Annotated in this window: 15 protein-coding genes and 1 pseudogene; 8 read left to right on the forward strand and 8 right to left on the reverse strand. The window is 71.5% G+C overall.

Annotated features, from left to right (window positions below):
• Window positions 1-121: 121 nt before the first annotated feature.
• Window positions 122-1621 (reverse strand): regulator, encoded by a 1500-nt coding sequence (locus ABZY44_RS33935; RefSeq protein WP_356660696.1) that lies wholly within the window; start codon window positions 1619-1621, stop codon window positions 122-124.
• 173 nt (window positions 1622-1794) lie between these two features.
• Between ABZY44_RS33935 and ABZY44_RS33940 the strand changes: the two genes are divergently transcribed.
• The 5 genes from ABZY44_RS33940 (at window position 1795) to ABZY44_RS33960 (ending at window position 5309) form a co-directional block, all read left to right on the forward strand.
• Window positions 1795-2151 (forward strand): hypothetical protein, encoded by a 357-nt coding sequence (locus ABZY44_RS33940; RefSeq protein WP_356660698.1) that lies wholly within the window; start codon window positions 1795-1797, stop codon window positions 2149-2151.
• A gap of 100 nt (window positions 2152-2251) precedes the next feature.
• Window positions 2252-3052: a lipoyl(octanoyl) transferase LipB gene (lipB, locus tag ABZY44_RS33945; protein WP_356660700.1), complete on the forward strand. Its 801-nt coding sequence runs from the start codon at window positions 2252-2254 to the stop codon at window positions 3050-3052.
• A gap of 109 nt (window positions 3053-3161) precedes the next feature.
• A complete protein-coding gene (lipA, locus tag ABZY44_RS33950; protein ID WP_356660702.1) occupies window positions 3162-4109 on the forward strand; it encodes a lipoyl synthase in 948 nt (315 codons plus the stop codon).
• A 293-nt stretch (window positions 4110-4402) separates the two neighbouring features.
• Window positions 4403-4600: a hypothetical protein gene (locus ABZY44_RS33955; protein WP_356660722.1), complete on the forward strand. Its 198-nt coding sequence runs from the start codon at window positions 4403-4405 to the stop codon at window positions 4598-4600.
• Between the two features lie 10 nt (window positions 4601-4610).
• Complete coding sequence (locus ABZY44_RS33960; RefSeq protein WP_356660704.1) at window positions 4611-5309, forward strand: DUF4191 domain-containing protein; 699 nt, start codon at window positions 4611-4613, stop codon at window positions 5307-5309.
• A gap of 152 nt (window positions 5310-5461) precedes the next feature.
• Here the strand turns inward: ABZY44_RS33960 and ABZY44_RS33965 are convergent, their stop codons facing one another.
• Window positions 5462-5929: an RDD family protein gene (locus tag ABZY44_RS33965; RefSeq protein WP_356660706.1), complete on the reverse strand. Its 468-nt coding sequence runs from the start codon at window positions 5927-5929 to the stop codon at window positions 5462-5464.
• 185 nt (window positions 5930-6114) lie between these two features.
• Here ABZY44_RS33965 and glnA point away from each other — a divergent pair, with 185 nt between their 5' ends.
• Window positions 6115-7524: a type I glutamate--ammonia ligase gene (gene glnA, locus ABZY44_RS33970; RefSeq protein ID WP_356660708.1), complete on the forward strand. Its 1410-nt coding sequence runs from the start codon at window positions 6115-6117 to the stop codon at window positions 7522-7524.
• A 76-nt stretch (window positions 7525-7600) separates the two neighbouring features.
• Here the strand turns inward: glnA and ABZY44_RS33975 are convergent, their stop codons facing one another.
• Window positions 7601-10276 (reverse strand): tetratricopeptide repeat protein, encoded by a 2676-nt coding sequence (locus ABZY44_RS33975; protein ID WP_356660710.1) that lies wholly within the window; start codon window positions 10274-10276, stop codon window positions 7601-7603.
• Window positions 10277-10472: 196 nt separating this feature from the next.
• Here ABZY44_RS33975 and ABZY44_RS33980 point away from each other — a divergent pair, with 196 nt between their 5' ends.
• Window positions 10473-10790: a MazG-like family protein gene (locus ABZY44_RS33980; protein WP_356660712.1), complete on the forward strand. Its 318-nt coding sequence runs from the start codon at window positions 10473-10475 to the stop codon at window positions 10788-10790.
• 47 nt (window positions 10791-10837) lie between these two features.
• Here ABZY44_RS33980 and ABZY44_RS33985 read toward each other — a convergent pair whose 3' ends face one another.
• On the reverse strand, window positions 10838-11500 hold the full coding sequence (locus ABZY44_RS33985) for a TetR family transcriptional regulator (RefSeq protein ID WP_356660714.1): 663 nt from the start codon (window positions 11498-11500) through the stop codon (window positions 10838-10840).
• 84 nt (window positions 11501-11584) lie between these two features.
• Here ABZY44_RS33985 and ABZY44_RS33990 point away from each other — a divergent pair, with 84 nt between their 5' ends.
• Window positions 11585-12355 (forward strand): SDR family oxidoreductase, encoded by a 771-nt coding sequence (locus ABZY44_RS33990; RefSeq protein WP_356660716.1) that lies wholly within the window; start codon window positions 11585-11587, stop codon window positions 12353-12355.
• A 52-nt stretch (window positions 12356-12407) separates the two neighbouring features.
• Here ABZY44_RS33990 and ABZY44_RS33995 read toward each other — a convergent pair whose 3' ends face one another.
• The 4 genes and pseudogenes from ABZY44_RS33995 to sucB all read right to left on the reverse strand — a co-directional run.
• Window positions 12408-12926, reverse strand: coding sequence for a DUF4240 domain-containing protein (locus ABZY44_RS33995; RefSeq protein ID WP_356660718.1), 519 nt, complete (start codon window positions 12924-12926; stop codon window positions 12408-12410).
• A 400-nt stretch (window positions 12927-13326) separates the two neighbouring features.
• Complete coding sequence (aceE, locus tag ABZY44_RS34000) at window positions 13327-16011, reverse strand: pyruvate dehydrogenase (acetyl-transferring), homodimeric type (protein ID WP_356660720.1); 2685 nt, start codon at window positions 16009-16011, stop codon at window positions 13327-13329.
• A 221-nt stretch (window positions 16012-16232) separates the two neighbouring features.
• The gene (locus ABZY44_RS34005; protein ID WP_356660724.1) at window positions 16233-16856 is read right to left on the reverse strand and encodes a GntR family transcriptional regulator; all 624 of its coding nucleotides are present in this window, start codon (window positions 16854-16856) and stop codon (window positions 16233-16235) included.
• A 220-nt stretch (window positions 16857-17076) separates the two neighbouring features.
• Window positions 17077-18159 (reverse strand): annotated as a pseudogene (sucB, locus tag ABZY44_RS34010) (2-oxoglutarate dehydrogenase, E2 component, dihydrolipoamide succinyltransferase); the annotation flags it as partial.
• Window positions 18160-18253 lie beyond the last annotated feature (94 nt).

An 18253-nucleotide genomic window follows, 5' to 3' on the forward strand; every position in this document is an offset into this window, starting at 1 on the left:
CGCACGCCACATCGTGCACCGTGACCTGAAGCCCGGGAACATTCGTATCCGCACCGACGGCGTGGTCAAGGTCCTCGACTTCGGGGTGGCGGCGGCGCCGCCCCCGGCCCGGCCCGCAGGATCACGACAAGGCCGCCACCCGGTCCCGGTACGTCCGCACCGCCGACGCGTCCCGGTACGGCTCCAGCCGCCGCTCGAAGTCCCGCACGTACTCCACCGCCCGGACCGACCGCATCTCCCTCGCCTGCTGCGCCGCCTCCGCGCCCAGCGCGCACGCCTGGTCCAGCTCGCCCAGCCCCAGCCGCGCCGTCGCCAGCACCACCCGGCAGAACAGCCGCGAGCGCGCGTACGCCGGGGCCCGCAGCTGGAGCGAGCGCTCCGCGTGCTGCGCCGAGGCCCGGTACTGCTGGAGGTCCCGGTGGCAGTGTCCGAACTCGTCCGCCAGCTGCGCCTCGTCGTAGCCGCGCGCCCAGTGCGGCACGTCGTCCCCGGGCCGGGCCGCGCCCAGCGCCCGTTCCGCCCGCACGAGGGACGCCGTCGCGGCCCTGACCTCGCCGAGCACCGCGTGCCCGCGCGCTTCCGCCGAGTGCAGCAGCGCCTGTACCACCGGCGGAGGCCCCGAGCCCACGCCCTGCTGGGCCACGCGGGCCAGCTGCACCGCCTCCCGGCCGTGGCCGAGGTAGACCGCCTGCCGGCTCATGGTGATCAGCACGTACGCCCCGTACGGCCGGTCCGCGGCGGCCTGGGCGAGCCGCAGTGCCTGCACGAAGTACCGCTGCGCGAGTCCGTGCGCGGCGATGTCGTACGAGGTCCAGCCCGCGAGCCGGGTCAGGTCCGCGGCGGCGGAGAACAGCCGGCGCCCGGTGGTCTCCCCGTAGGTGCCGCGCAGCATCGGCTCCGCCTCGTGCTCCAGGTAGCGCACCAGGGCCTGGCGGGCATGGCCGCCCCCGTACGCGTGGTCCAGGGTGCGGAACAGCTCGCTCACCGAGCGGAGCGCCGCGATGTCCCCGCCGGTCACCCGCTGTCCGGGCCCGCGGTCGATCTGCCGCTGGCGGGGCACCGAGGACCGGCCCGGTTCGGGACGGCCCGGATCGGGACGGGCCGCATCGAGGCGGCCGTGTTCGGTCCGGCCCTGTTCGGGGACGCGGGCGACGGCCTGGTCCGTCCCCCGGCCCACGCGCTCGTCGGCCCGGCCGATCAGCCAGTCCCGGCTGGGCACCACCAGGCCGGCCGGGGTGAAGGCGATCTTCCGCAACTCGGCGTGCGAGCCGGAGTCCTTGCGCCACAGGCCGCTCGCGATGTCGACGGCCTCCTCCGGGGTGGCCGCGAACTCCAGCCCGGCGTACACGGGGGCGCACGCGTCCAGGCCCAGGTCCTGGGCCGACAGCCGCCGCCCCAGGCGCCGGGTGAACACCTCCGCGATCAGCGCCGGGGTGGTGCCGCGCGGCTGCTGCCCGCGCAGCCAGCGGGTCACGGAGGTCTTGTCGTACCGCAGGTCGAGACCGTGCTCCAGGCCGAGCTGGTCCACGCGGCGGGCGAGCCCGGCGTTGGAGAACCCGGCCTCGGCGATCAGTGCCGCGAGCTGCCGGTTGGGGACACGCTGGGCAGGTCGTTCCGTCATCGGCTCCACGGTCTCCTGACGTGACGGACCGGAGTCCCGGCCCTGTGAACGGCGTGAATGTAGCGGCGAACTTCGCCCGCACCGCCCCCTCTGCCCCACATTCATCCGATCGTGTGCAGAACCGGTAGGGCTCTTTACGGGTCCGCCCCCTCCCTCCGCGTACGCTGCGGCCCATGACCCGCCGGCCCACCGGGGAGCACCGCCCCAGCAGCTACGACGTCCCCGACGACGGCCACCACGGCCCCGACGGCCACGACGGGCATGGGCCCGAACGCCGCGACGGCGGGCACGGGCGGAGCGGCCCCGCGGAGTCCACGGCGCCGCTCCCGGCGCCCGAGCTGACCGAGGCCGAGTGCCGGCGCTGCGGGACGTACATCGCGGGCCTCGACGGGCGGTACGCGTGCGGGGTCTGCGGCTGGGTGAACGACCACTCCGAGGGGCACCGGCGGCTGCCCCGGGCGGACGAGGACCCGGACCGGCCGGTCCGGGGCGCCGGCAGGCGTCCGAAGCGGCCCGCTCAGGGGCCCTGACCGGGCGGCCGAAAGCCCGCGGGCGGACCGCCGTACCCTTGCCTGGTGCGATACATGCACACAGCACGTTCGACGGCAGGTTCGACGAGGAGGCGCCGCGGTGGCTGAGCTTGGGTTTGTCCGTCTGGGCTTCGGCCCGCAGGCCGTGGAGTACACGGTGGCCTGGGAAGAGCAGCGCCGGGTGCACGCGGCCCGCTTCGCGGACGAGATCGAGGACACCTGCCTGCTCCTGGAGCACCTGCCGGTCTACACGGCGGGCCGGCGCACCGCCGACAGCGAGCGGCCGCTCGACGGCACGCCCGTGGTGGACGTGGACCGCGGCGGCAAGATCACCTGGCACGGCCCGGGCCAGCTGGTCGGCTATCCGATCATGAAGCTGCCCCGCCCGGTGGACGTGGTCGCCCACGTCCGCCGCCTCGAGGACGCGCTGATCCGCACGGCCGCCGAGTTCGGCCTGGAGACCACGCGCGTCGAGGGGCGCAGCGGGGTCTGGGTGCTCGGCGACCCCGTCGAGGAGCGTCCGAAGACCGGCGGCCTCTCCCTGGACCTCGATCCGAGGCTGGCGGACGAGGAGTTCGACCCGCGTCTGAACGGCCCCGAGTACGCGCCGTCCAACGCCGGCCAGCGCCGCGAGGACCGCAAGCTCGCGGCCATCGGCATCCGGGTGGCCAAGGGCGTCACGATGCACGGCTTCGCGATCAACGTGAACCCGGACAACACCTGGTTCGACCGGATCGTCCCCTGCGGGATCCGGGACGCCGGTGTGACCTCGCTCTCGTACGAGCTGGGCCGCGAGATCACCATCTCCGAGGTGCTGCCCGTGATCGAACGGCACCTGAAGGACGTACTCGAACACGCGGAGCTGCGGCCCCGTGAGACAGAGCCTGCCGTGGGCGCCTAGCGGCGCGGGAATGGCTGTGGCCGCCCGCAGGTTGACCGACGTAAGAACGTATGAAATTACGGGCGTACCCTGGTGGACGCCGAAGAATCGAAGTCACAGGGAGCCGGTCGTGTCCGCAGTCGCACCCGACGGACGCAAGATGCTGCGCCTCGAGGTCCGTAACGCCCAGACCCCCATCGAGCGCAAGCCCGAGTGGATCAAGACCCGGGCCAAGATGGGTCCCGAGTACACCAAGATGCAGGCCCTGGTGAAGGGCGAAGGACTGCACACGGTGTGCCAGGAAGCCGGCTGTCCGAACATCTACGAGTGCTGGGAGGACCGCGAGGCCACCTTCCTCATCGGTGGCGACCAGTGCACCCGGCGCTGCGACTTCTGCCAGATCGACACGGGCAAGCCCGAGGCCCTGGACCGCGACGAGCCCCGCCGCGTGGGCGAGTCCGTCGTCACGATGGACCTGAACTACGCCACCATCACGGGCGTCGCGCGCGACGACCTGGCGGACGGCGGCGCCTGGCTGTACGCGGAGACCGTGCGCCAGATCCACGAGCAGACGGCGGAGCGCGCCGCGGGCCACACCAAGGTCGAGCTGCTCGCCCCGGACTTCAACGCGGTCCCGGAGCTGCTGGAAGAGGTCTTCGCCTCCCGGCCCGAGGTCTTCGCGCACAACGTCGAGACGGTGCCGCGGATCTTCAAGCGGATCCGCCCCGGCTTCCGCTACGAGCGCTCGATGGAGGTCATCACGCGGGCGCGCGCCTACGGCCTCGTGACGAAGTCCAACCTGATCCTGGGCATGGGCGAGGAGCGCGAGGAAGTCACGCAGGCACTGCGCGACCTCCACGAGGCGGGCTGCGAGCTCATCACCATCACGCAGTACCTGCGGCCCTCGCCGCGGCACCACCCCGTCGAGCGCTGGGTGAAGCCGGCCGAGTTCGTGGAGCTGGCGCAGGAGGCCGAGGAGATCGGCTTCTCCGGCGTGATGTCCGGGCCGCTGGTCCGGTCCTCGTACCGGGCGGGCCGGCTGTACCAGCAGGCGATGGAGAAGCGCGCGACGGTCTGACGCGGCGCTCCGACCCTAGGCGCGGGGAGTGTGTGAATTCGCGCACAAAGTCTTACTCGTAGGTAACACCGCATGGACGCGGCCCCTAGGCTCTTTCCAGGAAGAGCCCGGCGGGCCGCGTAAATGTTTCATCACTGTTTGACCGGGCGGTCACCCCCTGGTAACACCATTCAGTGACGATAGCTCCACGCACCGCGCACGCCCCCGAGCGCGCGCCGGTGCGAGCAAGGCCCCGTACCGACCGCTCCGCCGCGCACGACACCGACGTGAGCTCCGTGAAAGGGATCGACATCATGCAGGCCGCGCCCGTACGCGCCACCGCCATCCCGTCCTTCACCGACGCCTTCCGGGGCATCGAGTCGCTGCTCATGAGCGGTGCCCGCCGCAACGCCTGGACGGCGGTCCTCGAAGACCGCCGCAGGGCCAAGGACCGGGTCGAAACCGAGCACGTACTCGAGGCCGCGGCGACCCGGACCGGGAAGGCCACGTAAACTTCGCTACATGGCGAGGAAGTCAAACGCAGAGACTGCTGCGAACCCCGGGCGACTGAAGCAGATCGCCCTGACGTACAAGATGACGCGCAAGGCCGACCCGAAGGTCGGTCTGATCGTCGCGGGCGTGGGAATCGTCACCTTTGGTGTGTTCCTTGCGATCGGCTTCCTGATCGGCCACCCGGTCTACCTGGGCATCCTGGGATTCCTGGTGGCGTTCCTGGCGATGGCGATCATCTTCGGGCGACGGGCCGAAACCGCTGCCTTCGGGCAGATGGAGGGACAGCCGGGCGCGGCCGCGGCCGTGCTGGACAACGTGGGCCGGGGCTGGAGCACCACCCCCGCCGTCGCGATGAGCAAGCAGCAGGACATCGTGCACCGTGCCGTGGGCAAGGCCGGCGTGGTCCTGATCGCCGAGGGCAACCCCAACCGGGTGAAGCCGATGCTCGCGAACGAGAAGAAGAAGCTGGCCCGGATCATGCCCGACGTCCCGGTCCACGACTTCATCGTGGGGACGGGCGAGGGTCAGGTGCCGCTCAAGAAGGTCCGTACGACCCTGCTGAAGCTGCCCCGCGTGCTCTCCGGCCCGCAGATCACCCAGGTCAACGACAAGCTCCGGGCCATGGGTGACCTGCTGTCGAACATGCCCATCCCGAAGGGCCCCATGCCCAAGGGGATGAGGATGCCGCGCGGCGGAAAGATGCGCTGACCAGTTTTTCGTATACGACGCACGGGAGCCCCCGGCCGATGGCCGGGGGCTCCCGTGCGTCGTGGCGGCGAGCGCCGCCGCATGTCACCGCCCTGTCCCGGTCCGGACCCCCGGGACCGGGCTCTCGGGACCGCACTGCCGCAGCCGGGCTCTCAGGACCGGACCTGGACCGCGCGCGCGAGGCGGTCGTGCAGGCCGCGGCCGTCGCGGTCCCAGACCAGGGCCGGGACCACCAGGGCAATCAGCAGGGTGCGCAGCACCACGCGGCCGAGGCCGAGCCGGCCGCCGTCCTGCGAGATGACCCGGAGGCCCAGGATCCGCTTCCCGGGGGTGAAGCCGACGGTGCCGACCGTCAGGACGCTCAGGACCACGAAGAGCGCCAGCGTCCAGTTGCCCGCGGCCGTCCAGTCGCGGCCGGTGAGCAGCCCGTACGCGATGAGCTGGCAGGCCAGCCAGTCGATCGCCAGCGCACCGAGGCGGCGGCCAAAACGGGCCACCGAGCCGGGCCCCTGCGGGGGCAGGCCGAGCTGCTTGCCGGGGTGTCCGAAGTCGACGCCCATCTGCTCGGCGGTCTCGCGGGGGCCGGAGAGCCAGGATCCGATTGCTTGCCTCTTGTCCACGCCCACACGGTACCGGTGGGGCTGAGCCGGGTTCCGCCGAGGGCCTGGTTAACTTGTGCGAAACAAATGGGTCATGCTTGAGAAACCCCGTCTGCTTATGGTCGGGTCAGCGTGCGGCACCGCACTGGCGCACCACTAGCTATAAAGCCCGCCCCTGCCCCGGGGTCGGGAGTAGGAGGAGTTGGATGTTCAAGAACGCCGACGAAGTGAAGCAGTACATCGAGGAGAACGACGTCAAGTTCGTCGACGTCCGCTTCTGTGACCTGCCTGGTGTGATGCAGCACTTCACCATTCCGGGGCGGGCGTTCGACCCGAACGAGGAGCTGGCCTTCGACGGCTCCTCGATCCGCGGCTTCCAGGCGATCCACGAGTCCGACATGGCGCTGCGTGCCGACATCAGCACCGCGCGTCTGGACCCGTTCCGCAAGGACAAGACGCTCAACATCAACTTCTTCATCCACGACCCGATCACGGGCGAGGCCTACTCGCGCGACCCGCGCAACATCGCGAAGAAGGCCGAGGCGTACCTCGCCTCCACCGGCATCGCCGACACCGCGTACTTCGGCCCCGAGGCCGAGTTCTACGTGTTCGACAGCGTGCGCTTCGCGACGACCGCGAACGAGAGCTTCTACCACATCGACTCCGAGGCCGGCGCCTGGAACACCGGCTCCGAGGACAACAACCGTGGTTACAAGGTGCGCTACAAGGGTGGCTACTTCCCCGTGGCCCCGGTCGACCACTTCGCCGACCTGCGCGCCGAGATCTCCCTCGAGCTGGACGCCCAGGGCCTCCAGGTCGAGCGCCAGCACCACGAGGTCGGCACCGGTGGCCAGGCCGAGATCAACTACAAGTTCAACACGCTGCTCGCCGCGGCCGACGACCTGATGCTCTTCAAGTACATCGTGAAGAACGTCGCCTGGCGCAACGGCAAGACCGCGACCTTCATGCCGAAGCCGATCTTCGGTGACAACGGCTCGGGCATGCACGTGCACCAGTCGCTGTGGGCGAACGGCGACCCGCTGTTCTACGACGAGACCGGCTACGCGGGCCTCTCGGACACCGCCCGCTACTACATCGGCGGCATCCTCAAGCACGCCCCGTCGCTGCTGGCGTTCACCAACCCGACGGTGAACTCCTACCACCGCCTGGTCCCGGGCTTCGAGGCGCCGGTCAACATGGTGTACTCGCAGCGCAACCGCTCCGCCGCCATGCGCATCCCGATCACGGGCTCGAACCCGAAGGCCAAGCGCGTCGAGTTCCGCGCCCCGGACCCGTCCTCGAACCCGTACCTGGCGTTCGCGGCCCTCCTGCTGGCCGGCCTCGACGGGGTCAAGAACAAGATCGAGCCGATGGAGCCGATCGACAAGGACCTCTACGAGCTCTCCCCGGACGAGCACGCGAGCGTCCCGCAGGTCCCGACCAGCCTCGAGGACGTCCTCAAGGCCCTGGAGGCGGACCACGAGTACCTCCTGGCCGGCGGTGTCTTCACCCCCGACCTGATCGAGACCTGGATCGACTACAAGCGCACCCACGAGATCGCTCCGATCGCGCAGCGCCCGCACCCGCACGAGTTCGAGCTCTACTTCGACCTCTAAGCCGTAGCGCGGTAGTACGAGTACGACCGAGGGCCGTCCCCCACCCGGGGGCGGCCCTCGCGTCGTGGCGGGCGGCTCAGTCCCGCGCGCGCCGGCCCCTCCCCTCCTCGCCGAGGGGACCCGCCTCGTTCGACGAGCGCAGCCACCACGGCACGCCGGGCAGCCGGGACAGCGAGGCGAGCGCGTTCCGGGCCTCCTCGGTCTCGTGGTGGGCGTCGCCGAAGGTGTGGCGGCGGGCCGCGAGGACCTTGCGCATCTCACCGCGCGCGATGGCCATCTGGCCCGTGCGGGCCCAGCCCACCGCCCAGTTGAAGTGCGTCCTCAGGGTGGACGGGTGCTCCGGGCCGAGGTGCGCCCGTTCCTCGTCGAGGATGTCCTTCCATGCGCGCAGCGCCGCCACGCGCTGCCCCCGCTGCGCCGTGATGTGCACGAGCTCGTGCCTCGTGGCCAGGACGTCCTCGTGCCGCGAGCCCAGCCCGCTCCGGTCGCGGACGGCCATGATCCGGTTCAGGAGCGCCTCGGCCTCGTCCAGCCGTCCCTTCTCGACGAGGATCTGGGCGATGTTGTGCCGGGTCTGGAGCGTGGCGTAGTGGTCCTCACCGAGGGAATCGCCCTCCATGAGGGCGATCTCGTGGAACTCCAGGAGCGCCTTGATCCAGTTCCCCTTGACCTTGTTGATCGATGCCACGTCGAACCGCGTCACCAGCACCGACGGGTGCCACGAGGGCATGATCGCGCGCTGGATCCGCATCACGTCGTCGAACGCGTCCAGCGCCTCGTCCAGACGGCCCCGGTGCCAGATGATCACTGCCAGCTCGTGCCGCACCACCGCTTCCGTGTACAGGGGGAAGCCGGGGACGCTCTCGCACTGGGACACCACCAGGCGCGCCTCCTCCTCCGCCGCCTCCAGGAGCCCGCGTTCGCGAAGGACGGTGGCGAAGTGGTGGTGGGCCTGGATGGACAGGGGGTGGTCCAGGGACCACTTCCCGTCCAGGCGGGCGATGATCTCGCGGATCAGCTGTTCACCGGTCGCGAAGTCCCCGAGTTCCACGTGGACGGCCGCCAGGAGGCTGTCGGCGGCCAGTACGGCGAAACTGTCGGCCTCGTGCGACAGGGAGGCCAGCCCGCACGCCTCGCGGGCGAGCCCGCGGGCCTCTTCCAGGCGGGACGTGCGCCAGGCCCAGTCCGCGAAGGAGTAACAGGCGAGGAAGCGCGCGGGTGCCCGTTCGCCGAGGCGCCCCGCGCGCGCGTACGTGGTCTGCGTGATGCCGTACGCGACGGTGTACTGCCCGGAGATCCGCAGGTACTCGCAGAACCACGCATTGAGGGGCGCCACGAGCCCGAGGAGGTCCTCGCACCGCTCCGGCAGGCGCTCCGAGAGCTCGAGGACGTGCGGGACGAGGAGTTGCCAGAAGGCGCCGTGGCGCGGGTCCTCCGGCCATACGCCGCGGAACGCGCCGAGGCAGCGCACGGCGGCGGCCCAGGTGGCCGGGGCGTCGTCCGAGCGGGCGAGCTGGGCCGCGTTCACCTCCGCGACCAGCGGGTGCACGAAGACGCACCGGTGCCCTTCGTCCGGGCCCTGCGGCGGGCGGTGGACGTCGCGGGACGACGGGTCCTCCAGCCCCTCCAGGCCGATGTCGATCAGACCGAGATCGCTGAGCGCGTTGAGGGAGCGCTCCAGCACGACGTCGTTCCACGGCCCGCCGGGCACTTCGCACGTGCGGTTGAGGACCTTCGGCGACAGCAGGTCCAGCGGCACGGGCCTGGACGCGAAGCAGGAGAAGAGCCGCATGAGGATCCGGGCGTGCGGGATCCCCTGCTTCTCCAGGAAGTCCAGGGAGAGCTCCCACGTCTGCATGACGAGGTGGCGGAGGCCGTCCTCCGGACCGTAGGGGCCGGAGGCGGAGGCCGCCTTGTCGATCACATGGGGGAAGTCCTGGTCCAGAGCGGCCCGGTAGTCCTCGAACCGCCGGATCGAGGAGGCGGGACGCGACAGGTGGAGTCCGGCCAACCGCAGGGCGAGGGGAACGCCTCCCAGCCGCCTGGCGAGCAGCGCGGCCTGTTCGCGGTCCTCCGCGCGGACGTGCGGCAGGCCGGCCGTGGCGATCAGCATGTCCCGGCCCCCCGATTCGGGGAGCGGCTCCAGCCGGATCGTCCGCGCGTGCGCGGACCACGCCTCGGGATTGCCGACGCGGGTGGTGACGAGCACTCCGCCGGAGAAGGAGGAACGGAGCCACTGGTCGCCCAGCTCCGCCTCCACGGCCTTCGGGTCGTCGGCGCTGTCGAAGAGCACGAGCCAGGGCGCGGCGGCCTCGTCCAGGGTCTCCCAGGCCAGGTCCGCGATGCTGGTGTTGCCCACGGCGGCCTCCTGGACCCGGGACTCGGCGGCGCCGGCGCGAAGGGCGACCTGCAGGAGGGCCTCGCGCACGCTGTAGCCGTCGGAGGCGGCGACCCAGTAGACCCGCAGACGCCTCTTCCGGGCTTCGGCCGCGACCGTCAGGGCCAGCGCGGTCTTGCCGACCCCGCCCATGCCGTGGAGGACGGTCAGGGTTCCCTCGGGGCCGTCGAGGACGTCCTTGAGGGCCTCCAGCTCGGGCTCCCGGCCGTAGAGGCGGCGCGGCATCAGGCCGTACGGGGGTTCCAGGGAGACGGGGGCTCCCCTGACCGGGCGGTCGGTGGTGGCGTGGTGGTGGTTGTGGAGGTGGAGACCGCCCTCCACGTTCACCTGGTTGCCGGTGCCGACCTGATACACCCGCGCATTGTCGGACGCCGCCGCCTGCTGCCGGATGCGTAAGACGTCGCCGTCCCTGAATCTCCGCACGTTCACCCCCGTGTTGTCGCTCCCCGTCACGGTAGCGAGCCCGCCCGCCCGGCGGGCGGGGATCACCTGAGAGGGGGGCTTCGCCGTTCCGACGGTGCGGGACCGGCGGGGCGGCTAGCTTCGGATCATGGATGATCCGTGGAAGACCATCGGGGCGCTCGTGGCGCGGTTCGACGCGCATGACCGGGAGCGCGGGGTGGGGCGGGAGGAGAGCCTGACCCTGCAGGTCCTGAAGATCGGCGAGGAGTTCGGGGAGGCGGCGCAGGCGGTCATCGGGGCCCGGGGCACGAACCCCCGCAAGGGGAACTCGCACACGTGGCACGACGTGGAGGCGGAGGTCGCCGACGTCGTCGTCACGGCGATGGTCGCGCTCGCCCGGATGCGGCCGGACGCCGCCGCCTTCTTCGCCGAGCACCTCAGGGAGAAGTCGGAGCGGTTCCTCTGACCGGTCCGCTCCGGCCGGCCGCGACGGCGCCGCCGGCCGGAGCGGCCTCAGGTGCGGTCGCGGAGCAGCGGCATGGAGCCCGTGAGGTCGCGCAGGCAGCGCAGGGCCAGTTCGGAGGGGGAGCCGGGGCCCGAAGGCGGGGCGTCCGTGGCCGACCAGAGTTCCAGGGCGATGCGGATCGCGTCCGTGGCCGCCGCCGCGAGGAGGCGGACGCCCAGGACGTCGGCGTCCGGTCCGGCGAGCCGGGCGACGACCGGGACCAGCTGCTCCTCGGAGTCCTGGTTGACCCGGTACCAGACCGCGCGCAGGGCCTCGTCGGTCGCGGCGGCGCGGAGCAGGCCGCGGGTGACCTCCAGGCCTTCGTCGAGGACCTGGGGGTCGGTGAGGGAGCGGGTGACGGCCCGTTCCAGGGCCGCGGCGAGCGGACTGCCGGGTTCCTCCTCGGCGAGCAGGGCGCGCCAGGCGTCGCCGCCGCCCGCGAGCAGGGGGGCGACGGCTTCCTGCTTGTTGCGGAAGTAGCGGTAGAACGTGCGCAGCGCCACGCCCGCGCGATGGGCGATGTCTTCGGCGGTCGTACCGTCCGGCCCGTGCTCGGCGAACAGTTCGCAGGCCGCGCGCGCGATGTCGAGCTGGGTGGCGGCCTTGCGGCGCTCGTTCAGCGACGGGGCGCCGGGGCCGGCCTGGGGAGCGTACGGACGAGGGGATCTCACGGGGGAAGACTACCTCCGGCTCTCGAGATATGGCACGTTTTGACATACTGGCAAAATGCGCCATCAGCGGAGTACGCTCCGCCCATGAACCGTTACGAAGGACGTCGCGTCCTCATCACCGGCGGCGGCTCCGGCATCGGCCAGGCCACCGCGCACCGCATCCTCTCCGAGGGCGGCCGCGTCCACACCGTGGACGTCAGCGAAGCCGGCCTGAAGGCCACCGCCGCGCAGGCGGCCGCCGACGGACACGCCGAGCGCCTCACCACCGCCGCGCTCGACATCTCCGACGAGGCCGCCGTCAAGAGCGGCATCGCCGACGCCGTCGCCGCCCTCGGCGGGCTCGACCTGCTCGTCAACGCCGCGGGCATCCTGCGCTCCTCGCACACCCACGAGACCACGCTCGAGTTCTGGAACAAGATCATCGCGGTGAACCTGACCGGTACGTTCCTGGTCATCCGCGCGTCGATACCGGCACTGCTCGAGGGCGACAAGCCCGCCGTCGTCAACTTCAGCTCCACCTCGGCGAGCTTCGCCCACCCCTACATGTCCGCCTACGCGGCCAGCAAGGGCGGCATCCAGTCCATGACCCACGCGCTGGCCGCCGAATACAGCAAGCAGGGCCTGCGCTTCGTCTCCGTGGCTCCCGGCTCGATCGAGAGCGGCATGACCACCGGCAACGGCCCCGGACTGCCCGAGGACACCGACTGGAGCCTGTTCGCCAAGCTCGCCCCGGCCCTCGGCCAGGGCTTCGCCGGCCCGCAGACCGTCGCCGGGGTCGTCGCGATGCTGGGCTCCGAGGACGGCGCGTTCATCACCGGTACGGAGATCCGTATCGACGGCGGTACGCACTACTAGGCGTCAGCGGGCGTCGGCGGGCGTCGGCAGCGGCCCGGGGCATCGGCGGGCATCAGCCTCGGAAACGGTCCCAGAGCCGGGGGAAGCGCTCCGCGAGCGCGGCTTCGTTCTCGAAGTCCAGCGGTGCGCCCTCCGGCTCGGCCGCTTGCAGCGGGATCCCCAGGTCCGGCGCCACCGCGCCGGTCAGCTGCTCGTAGGCCTCGTCGGCCGCGTACCCCAGCTCCTCGCCGTCCCCGTCGATCTCCTCGTCGAACTCGCCCAGCAGTTCCGCCAGCTGGTCCGGGTCGTGCACCCCGCCCTCGAATACGTCCCGGCCCTGGCCGATCAGCCAGCACCGGAAGTAGTCGAACGCGTCGTCGCTCGCGCCGTCGAGCAGGACCCACGCGGCGCCCCACAGGTCCCAGGTGTACGCGCGGTTGTACCGCGACTCGAAGTGCCGGGCGAAGTCCAGGACGGAATCCGGGTCGAGCTGCGCGAGCCGCTCGACGAGCAGCTCGGCGTGCTCCTCGGGGTCGCCACCGGCGGCCCCGCGGGTACGGTCGACGATCTCCCAGAACTCCGTCTCGTCCATCACCGCTCCAGCATCACGGGTTCGCCCCCGCGCCGCCACCGCGCATACGGCGAAAGGCCGGTGTCGACCCCCCTTTGGCCTCCACCGCACGCACGGAACGCACGGAACGCACGGGACCGGGCCGTACGGGACCGGGCCGCACCCGCCCGGCGGACGGCCCGGCCGGCAGCCCGGCAGGCGGCCGCTCCATCTGGCCTCGCGTCAGGCCGAGGCCCGGAAGCGCCTCGTGGCGGTCGGGCAGCGCGCGGAGCTGCCGCGCCCGGAGGCGGAGGAACTCGTCGCGCCCCCCGGGGAGCCCGCCGCACAGGAGCTGCCGCGGGACCGTGCCCGCCGGAACGCCGTGAGGCGGCCCGCCCCCCCAGGGGACGGACCGCCTCACGGCCGGATCGCCGCGTACGGCTCAGAGGCCGTAGCGCTCCCGCGCCTCCTTGACGGAGGACGCCGGCACCTCGCCGCGGCGGGCGAGCTGGGCCAGCGCGGCCACCACGATCGACTGGGCGTCGACGCCGAAGTGGCGGCGGGCGCCCTCACGGGTGTCGGACAGACCGAAGCCGTCCGTGCCCAGCGAGGTCCAGTCCTGCTCCACCCACTGGCTGATCTGGTCCGGGACCTGACGCATCCAGTCGGAGACGGCCAGCACCGGGCTGGTGACGCCCTCCAGCGCGCGGGTGACGTACGGAGTGCGCAGCTCTCCGCGGAGCAGCGCCTCGTCGCAGTCCAGCGCGTCGCGGCGCAGCTCGCCCCAGGAGGTGGCGGACCAGACGTCCGCGGCCACGTTCCAGTCGGCGGCGAGCAGCCGCTGCGCCTCGAGGATCCAGTGGATCGCCGTACCGGAGGCCATCAGCTGGATCTTCGGGGCGTCGGCGGCCGGGGCCGCCTCCGCCAGGTCCGCCGCCGTGTTGAAGCGGTAGAGGCCGCGCAGGATGCCCTCTTCCACGCCTTCCGGCATGGCGGGCTGCGGCTTCGGCTCGTTGTAGACCGTCAGGTAGTAGAAGAGGTCTTCCGGGGTCTCGCCGTACATCCGGCGCAGACCGTCCTTGACGATCACCGCGATCTCGTACGCGAAGGCCGGGTCGTAGTTGAGCGACGCCGGGTTCGTGGACGCGATCAGGTGCGAGTGGCCGTCCGCGTGCTGCAGGCCCTCGCCGGTCAGCGTGGTGCGGCCGGCGGTGGCGCCGACGATGAAGCCCTTGCCGAGCTGGTCGGCGAGCTGCCACATCTGGTCGGCGGTGCGCTGCCAGCCGAACATCGAGTAGAAGATGTAGAACGGGATCATCGGCTCGCCGTGCGTCGCGTACGACGTGCAGGCGGCGATGAAGTCGGCCATGGCGCCGGCCTCGGTGATCCCCTCGTTGAGGATCTGGCCGTCCTTGGCTTCCTTGTAGTACATGAGCTGGTCGCGGTCGACCGGCTCGTACGTCTGGCCCAGCGGCGAGTAGATGCCGGCCGACGGGAAGAGGGACTCCATGCCGAAGGTGCGGGCCTCGTCGGGGACGATCGGCACCCAGCGCTTGCCGGTCTCCTTGTCCCGCATCAGGTCCTTGACGAGCCGGACGAAGGCCATGGTGGTGGCCATCTCCTGCTTGCCGGAGCCCTTGAGCAGCGGGGCGAAGGAACGGTCCGCCGGAGCCGGCAGGGCCACGTGCCGGACCTTGCGGGACGGGGCCGGGCCGCCGAGCGCCGCGCGGCGCTCGTTCAGGTACCGGACCTCGGGGCTGTCCGCGCCCGGGTGGCCGTACGGGACCTGGCCGTCGGCGAAGGCGCTGTCCGGGATCGGGAGTCCGAGGAGGTCGCGCATGTCCTTGAACTCGTCGACCGTCAGCTTCTTCATCTGGTGGTTCGCGTTCTTCGACTCGAAGCCGGCGCCCAGCGTGTAGCCCTTGACGGTCTGCGCGAGGATGACGGTGGGCGCGCCCTTGTGCTCCAGGGCGGCCTTGTACGCGGCGTACACCTTGCGGGGCTCGTGGCCGCCGCGGGAGGTGTGGAAGCACTCGGCGATCTTCGCGTCGGACAGGACGCCCGCCAGCCGCACGAGCTCGGCGTTGGCGCCGAAGAAGTGCTGGCGGATGTAGGCCACGTCGCGGGTCGCGTACGTCTGGAACTGCGCGTCGGGCACCTCGCGCAGGCGGCGTACGAGCGCGCCCGTGGTGTCGAGCTGGAACAGTTCGTCCCAGGCGGAGCCCCACAGCGACTTGATGACGTTCCAGCCGGCGCCGCGGAACTGGGCCTCCAGCTCCTGCACCACGCGGAAGTTGGCGCGGACCGGACCGTCGAGGCGCTGCAGGTTGCAGTTGATGACGAAGGTCAGGTTGTCGAGCTGCTCGCGGGAGGCGAGGGCCAGGGCGGCGGTCGACTCGGGCTCGTCCATCTCGCCGTCGCCCAGGAAGGCCCAGACGTGCGAGTTGGCGGTGTCCTTGATGCTCCGGTTCTGCAGGTAGCGGTTGAAGCGCGCCTGGTAGATCGCGGAGAGCGGGCCGAGGCCCATGGACACCGTCGGGAACTCCCACAGCCACGGCAGGCGCCGCGGGTGGGGGTAGGACGGCAGGCCGTTGCCGCCGGACTCCTGGCGGAAGTTGTCGAGCTGCTGCGCGGAGATCCGGCCGTCGAGGAAGGCGCGGGCGTAGATGCCGGGGGAGGCGTGGCCCTGGATGTAGAGCTGGTCGCCCGATCCGTCGGTCTCCTTCCCGCGGAAGAAGTGCTGGAAGCCGGTCTCGTAGAGCCAGGCCGCCGAGGCGAAGGTGGCGATGTGGCCGCCGACGCCGTACTTCGAGCCCCGGGTCACCATGGCGGCCGCGTTCCAGCGGTTCCACGCGGTGATCCTGGCTTCCATCGCCTCGTCACCGGGGAACTCCGGCTCCGCGGCGGTGGGGATGGTGTTGACGTAGTCCGTCTCGAGCAGCTTCGGCAGCGCGAGGCCGGCGGCCTCGGCGTGCTGGAGGGTGCGACGGAGCAGGTATTCGGCGCGGCGCGTACCGGCGGCCTGTGCGACGGCGTCGAGGGAGGCCGCCCATTCGGCGGTCTCCTCGCTGTCGCGGTCCGGGAGCTGGTCGAGCTCGCTCGGAAGCTTTCCTACGGGGTCGGACATCGGTGTGCGCCGCCTTCCGGACAAAGGAGAGGTGGTGAAGAAATCCCTGACGGGCAGGACAGGGTCGATGGACCCGGGTGGGGTCCGCGACGACTGTAAGGCGCTGATCGATGATCGATCAAATGAAAGTGGCGAAGAAACGTCCATATGACAAAAGTCGGCACCGGGTGCCATGAAAACAGGCACCCGGTGCCGGGCAAATCGGGACAAGACGGGCAAGATCAAGCCCGCGGGGCGCACCCCAGGACGTGCCGCTTCACGAGCAGCCCGATGTCCGGATCCTGGTTCCGGAACGCCTGGACGAGGGCTTCGTGCTCCTCGGCGTAGGACTTCTGGACGGTTCCCAGCCAGCGGATGGACAGGGCCGTGAAGACCTCGATGCCCAGCGACTCCCAGGTGTGCAGCAGCACGCTGTTCCCGGCCGCCCGCACCAGCTCCCGGTGGAAGCCCACCGTGTGCCGCACCTGGGCCGTGCCGTCCGCGCTGCGGTCCGCGTCCCACAGGGCCGCCACGTGCGGCTCCAGGGCCGTGCAGTCGGCCGCCAGGCGGGGCGCGGCCAGCTCGGCCGCGATCTGCTCCAGGCCCGCCCGGACCGGATAGATCTCCTCCAGGTCCGCCGCCGACAGGTTCCGTACGCGCACGCCCTTGTTCGGCGCCGACTCGATCAGCCGCAGCGTCTCCAGCTCGCGCAGGGCCTCGCGCACGGGGGTCTGGCTGACCTCCAGCTCCACGGCGATCCGGCGCTCCACGATCCGCTCGCCGGGCTTCCAGCGCCCGCTGACGATCCCCTCCACGATGTGCTCGCGGATCTGCTCGCGCAGCGAGTGCACGACGGGTGGGGTGATCATCGGGGCTTCATCTCCTGATGGGTGTGCAGGGTCACGCGGGGCCTGATGCGTAGACAATACGGCGGCGCCGGTCGTCGCGATGCGTTCCTGGTCAGGGGCGCAGGGTGAGGCTGGTTACAGGGGCCCGCGGGAGCGCGCGGCGTACGACGACGGCGCCCCCGCCCGGAACGTGTCCGGGCGGGGGCGCCGACTGCGGCGGTCGCTGTCGCGGGGAGCCTTACAGGCCGAGCTCGACCTCGAACTCGCCGGCCTCGAGGATCGCCTTGACGGCCGAGAGGTACCGGGCCGCGTCCGCGCCGTCCACCAGGCGGTGGTCGTAGGACAGGGTCAGGTACGTCATGTCGCGGATGCCGATGTTCGTGCCCTCGGGGGTCTCGATGACCACCGGACGCTTGACCGTGGCACCGATGCCCAGGATGGCGACCTGGTTCGGGGGCACGATGACCGTGTCGAAGAGCGCACCGCGCGAGCCGGTGTTGCTGATGGTGAAGGTCGCGCCCGACAGCTCGTCCGGCGTGATCTTGTTGCCGCGGACCTTGGAGGCCAGGTCGGCGGTGGCCTTCGAGATGCCCGCCAGGTTGAGGCCGCCGGCACCCTTGATGACCGGGGTCATCAGGCCCTTCTCGGAGTCCACGGCGATGCCGATGTTCTCCGAGTCGAAGTAGGTGATGGTGCCCTCGTCCTCGTTGATCCGGGCGTTGACGACCGCGTGGGCCTTCAGTGCCTGGGCCGCGGCCTTGACGAAGAACGGCATCGGCGAGAGCTTGACGCCCTCGCGGGCCAGGAAGGAGGCCTTGGCCTTCTCGCGCAGCTTCATGATCTTGGTGATGTCCACCTCGACCACGGAGCTGAGCTGGGCCTGCGAGTGCAGGGCCTTCATCATGTTGTCGCCGATGACCTTGCGCATGCGGGTCATCTTGACGGTCTGGCCCCGCAGCTCGGAGACCGCGGCGGCCGGAGCCTTGGCGGCCGGAGCGGCGGCAGCCGGCGCCGGGGCGGCGGCAGCGGCCTTGGCGGCCTCGGCGGCGGCCAGGACGTCCTGCTTGCGGATGCGGCCACCGACACCGGTGCCCGAGACCGCGGACAGGTCGACGCCGGACTCCGAGGCGAGCTTGCGCACCAGCGGGGTCACGTACGCGCCCTCGTCACCGGCGGAAACCGGTGCGGCGGGGGCGGCCGGGGCCACGGGGGCGGCCGGAGCCGGAGCGGCCACGGGGGCGGCGGCGGCCGGAGCCGGAGCGGCGACCGGAGCCGGAGCGGCGACCGGAGCCGGAGCGGCGACCGGAGCCGGAGCAGCGGCCTGGTGGAGGGCGCGGCCCGGCAGAAGACGCCCAACGAGATCGCGCTGAACATCCTGCTCGCCTCGCTGACCATCGTCTTCCTGCTGGCCGTCG

The sequence above is a fragment of the Streptomyces sp. NPDC006544 genome (assembly GCF_040611715.1).
Classification (GTDB): domain Bacteria; phylum Actinomycetota; class Actinomycetes; order Streptomycetales; family Streptomycetaceae; genus Streptomyces.